The sequence below is a fragment of the Kitasatospora sp. NPDC001225 genome, from assembly GCF_053597855.1.
Map to the genome: position 1 here is coordinate 1 of NZ_JBSFJC010000305.1, position 3,357 is coordinate 3,357.

Annotated in this window: 4 protein-coding genes and 1 pseudogene; all 5 read left to right on the plus strand. The window is 73.3% G+C overall.

Annotation, left to right across the window (positions count from 1 at the left end):
- Positions 1–89: pseudogene (locus tag ACWDCZ_RS39600) on the plus strand (molybdopterin synthase sulfur carrier subunit); the annotation flags it as partial.
- A 60-nt stretch (positions 90–149) separates the two neighbouring features.
- Positions 150–407, plus strand: coding sequence for a Pycsar system effector family protein (locus ACWDCZ_RS39605; protein WP_449818502.1), 258 nt, complete (start codon positions 150–152; stop codon positions 405–407).
- 129 nt (positions 408–536) lie between these two features.
- Complete coding sequence (locus ACWDCZ_RS39610) at positions 537–1,472, plus strand: class I SAM-dependent methyltransferase (protein WP_449818499.1); 936 nt, start codon at positions 537–539, stop codon at positions 1,470–1,472.
- The gene (locus ACWDCZ_RS39615) at positions 1,456–1,956 is read left to right on the plus strand and encodes a hypothetical protein (RefSeq protein WP_449818500.1); all 501 of its coding nucleotides are present in this window, start codon (positions 1,456–1,458) and stop codon (positions 1,954–1,956) included. The genes ACWDCZ_RS39610 and ACWDCZ_RS39615 overlap by 17 nt, the downstream gene beginning before the upstream one ends.
- Before the next feature lie 175 nt (positions 1,957–2,131).
- Positions 2,132–3,142 (plus strand): quinone oxidoreductase family protein, encoded by a 1,011-nt coding sequence (locus tag ACWDCZ_RS39620; RefSeq protein ID WP_449818501.1) that lies wholly within the window; start codon positions 2,132–2,134, stop codon positions 3,140–3,142.
- The last annotated feature ends 215 nt before the right edge of the window (positions 3,143–3,357 follow it).

Here is a 3,357-nt window from a genome sequence, read left to right on the forward strand (position 1 = left end):
ACGACACCGGCAAGCTGCGCCGCTTCGTAAACGTCGACGTGAACGACGACGACGTGCGCTTCGCCGAGGGTCTGGCCTGGCTGGTTCCGTTCCTGCGGTGGAGCGCCACGGCCAGCGCCCTGCTGGCCGTCGGCTGCTTCGCCTCCGCGCTGGTGCCGCGCCACCGCAAGGGGCGGCGGGGTGGTGCGGACGGTCCGGGGTACTTCGAGCACATCGCGCCGGGGGCGGGCCCCGAGCGGCTGCGTCGCGCCTTCGAGCGGGCCGGGCACGACCCGGCGGGTCCGCTGCTGTCGGCGCTGGCCGGTACCAGTGCGATCATCCGCGCGAAGTACCGCTGGATCGAGGCCGGCACCGCCCTGCTCCTGCTGACGCTTCCGCAGTTCGCGCTCACCCTCCGGCCGCTGTGACGGCGGGCGGCTGACGGGCCCCGGCCGCACAACGGCCGGGGCCGGTGGCGCAACCAGAGGCAACAGATGTTGCGCAACCAGGCAATAGCTGTTGACGACCTCCGCCGAAGCTCCGTACAGTGCCGGGCCATGGAGACAGGTGATCTTGGTCGGCGGGTGGCGGAGGACGTGGCCGGTGGCGGCGGCGTGGAGGGGCTGCGGCGGTTGTCGGGGGTGATCGAGGCGCTGGAGGAGCGGCGGACGGAGCTGGTGGAGGAGCTGCGGCGCGGGCGGGAGGCGACCTGGGAGGAGATCGGGCGGGCCTGCGGGATGACGCGGCAGGGGGCGACCAGGCGGTGGGCCGGCAGGCTGCGGGCGCGGTCGTTCGGCGTGGCGGCGGACGCGTACCAGCACGGTCGACCGGGCTACCCCCGGGCTCTGGTCGGCTCGGCGGTGCCCCGGGAGGCCCGCCGGGTGCTCGACCTGGGCGCCGGGACGGGCAAGTTGACCGGGCTGCTGGTCGAGGCGGGCCTGGACGTGGTGGCGGTCGAGCCCGACGAGGGGATGCGGGCCCGGTTGGCGGCGGCCGTGCCCAAGGCGGCCGTCCGAGCGGGATCGGCCGAGCGCATCCCGCTGCCGGACGGCAGCGTGGACGCCGTGGTGGTGGCGCAGGCCTGGCACTGGTTCGACCAGGCGGCCGCCGTGCCGGAGATCGCCCGGGTGCTCGCCCCCGGCGGGACGCTCGCGCTGGTGTGGAACGTCCGGGACGAGTCCGAGCCGTGGGCGGCCGCCCTGGGCGTGCTGATGCACCGTTCGGCGCCGCAGCGGATCGACACCCGGCCGGCCCTCCCGGCGCCGTTCGGAGCGCCCGAGCGGTTGGAGATCCGCTGGGAGCACGTCACCACCCGGGCCGGGATCGTCGACATGGTCGCCTCGCGCAGCTACGTGATCGCGCTGCCCGAGGACGAGCGGGTCCGCCTGCTGGCCGACGTCGAGCAGCTGCTCGCCACCCACCCGGACCTGGCCGGCCGCGAGGAGATCGCCCTCCCGTACGTGACGAGGTGCACCCGTGTCCGCCTCGGCTGACCTGATCACCCTCCGCCCGCTGGGCGTCGCCGACGCCGAACCGTACCGGCGCTTCCGGCTGGCCGCGCTGCGCGAGACACCGAGCGCCTTCACCTCCAGCCACGCCGAGGAGGCCGGCAAGCCCCTGGCCGCGACGCTGCGCCGCCTCGCCGAGGCCCAGGACGGGCCGGGCGCCCTGATCGGCGCCTTCGACAACACCGCTGCCGCAAGCGGCAGAGGCGCGTTGGTCGGCACCGCCGGCCTGAAGGTGCCCGGCCGCAGTCAGGAGCGGCACAAGGCCACCCTCTACGGCATGGCGGTGGCCCGCGACGCCGCCGCCTGGGCGGTCGGCCGGACGCGGGAGGGCGGGGCGGTGCGGGCCCAACTGCTCGACCTGGCCGGTGACCACGAGGCCGCAGTCACGCACTGTCGCGCGGCCGCGGAGCAGACCACCAGCCGCTCCGAGCGGGAACACCTCCTTCGACAGGCCCACCGAACCTCCTGAGCCGGCACGCTGAACGATGCTCGGCCGCAGCCGCGGGCTCCAGGGCAGTTCCCGCGGCACGGCCGGCTTCATGCCGCTGACCTGGACGTGACGGCTACGGCACCTCACCGCGAGCGGAAATAAGATCGCCACGAGTGGAGTTCGGTGAGGGAAGTCTGCCGTTTCAGGAGGGGTCATGCGAGCGATTCAGATGTCCGAAGTGGGCGGTCCCGAGGTGCTGCGACTGGTCGATATCGATCAACCGACGCCGGGCCCGGGCCAAGCGGTCGTGGAGGTCGCCGCATCCGGGGTCAACTTCCTCGACGTCTACCACCGCGAAGGCCGGTACAGCGTCCCGCTGCCCTTCACCCCGGGCGCCGAGGGCGCCGGAACGGTCGTCGAAGTCGGACCCGGCGTCGCTGACGTCGCAGTCGGGGACCGGGTCGGTTGGGTGGAGATTCCCGGCGCGTACGCCGAGCGGGCCGTCGTGGACTCCTCCCGGCTGGTGCCGCTGCCCGACGACATCGGCTTCGAGACGGCCGCCGCCGTGCTCCTCCAAGGCATGACCGCGCACTATCTCGTCAAGGACGCCTACCCGGTTCAGGGGGGCGACACGGTGCTCGTGCACGCGGCTGCCGGTGGCATGGGGCTGCTTCTGACCCAGCTCATCACCCATCTCGGCGGCAGGGTGATCGGCACGACGTCGACCACGGCGAAGGCCGAGTTGGCGAAGCGTGCCGGGGCCGCCGAGGTGATCCTCTCCTCCGCGGTCGACGATCTCGCAGCCGAGGTGAGGCGGCTCAACGGCGGTCAGGGACTGCCGGTTGTCTTCGACGGCGTCGGCGCGGACACCTTCGATGCGAGCCTCGCCAGCCTGCGGACCCGCGGCCATCTCGTGCTCTTCGGCGCGGCAAGTGGTGCCGTGCCGCCGTTCGATCCGATTCGGCTCGCCCACGGCGGTTCGCTGACCCTGATCCGGCCCAGCCTCGGGCACTACATCGCCGATCGGTCCGAACTGCTCCGACGGGCCGCCGATGTGTTCGAGTGGGTGCGCTCCAAGGCGCTTGAGGTCACCGTGACGGGCCGCTACGCACTGTCCGAGGCCGCCCAGGCCCACAGCGATCTGGAGGCTCGGCGTACCACCGGCAAGCTGCTCGTCGTACCCGATGCGGCCGCTGTCGGACGCCGCGAGGAGACGCAGAGCTGATCGCGGGCGACGAGGTCGGGGATCTTGGAGACTGCGCCCTCCTGGCCGACCCGGGCTGACCTCACGGGTCCCGCCCGTGACCGGAGCCGATTGTCAGTGCCCGGTCGTAGCTTGTGGGGTGTCGGCGGGCGGGTCCCGCCGGCCCCCGTTTCCCTTGCCCGAAATCTCCGTCGCCCGAAAGGGGACCGCGCCGTGTCCGTCGCCGTGGAAGAGCA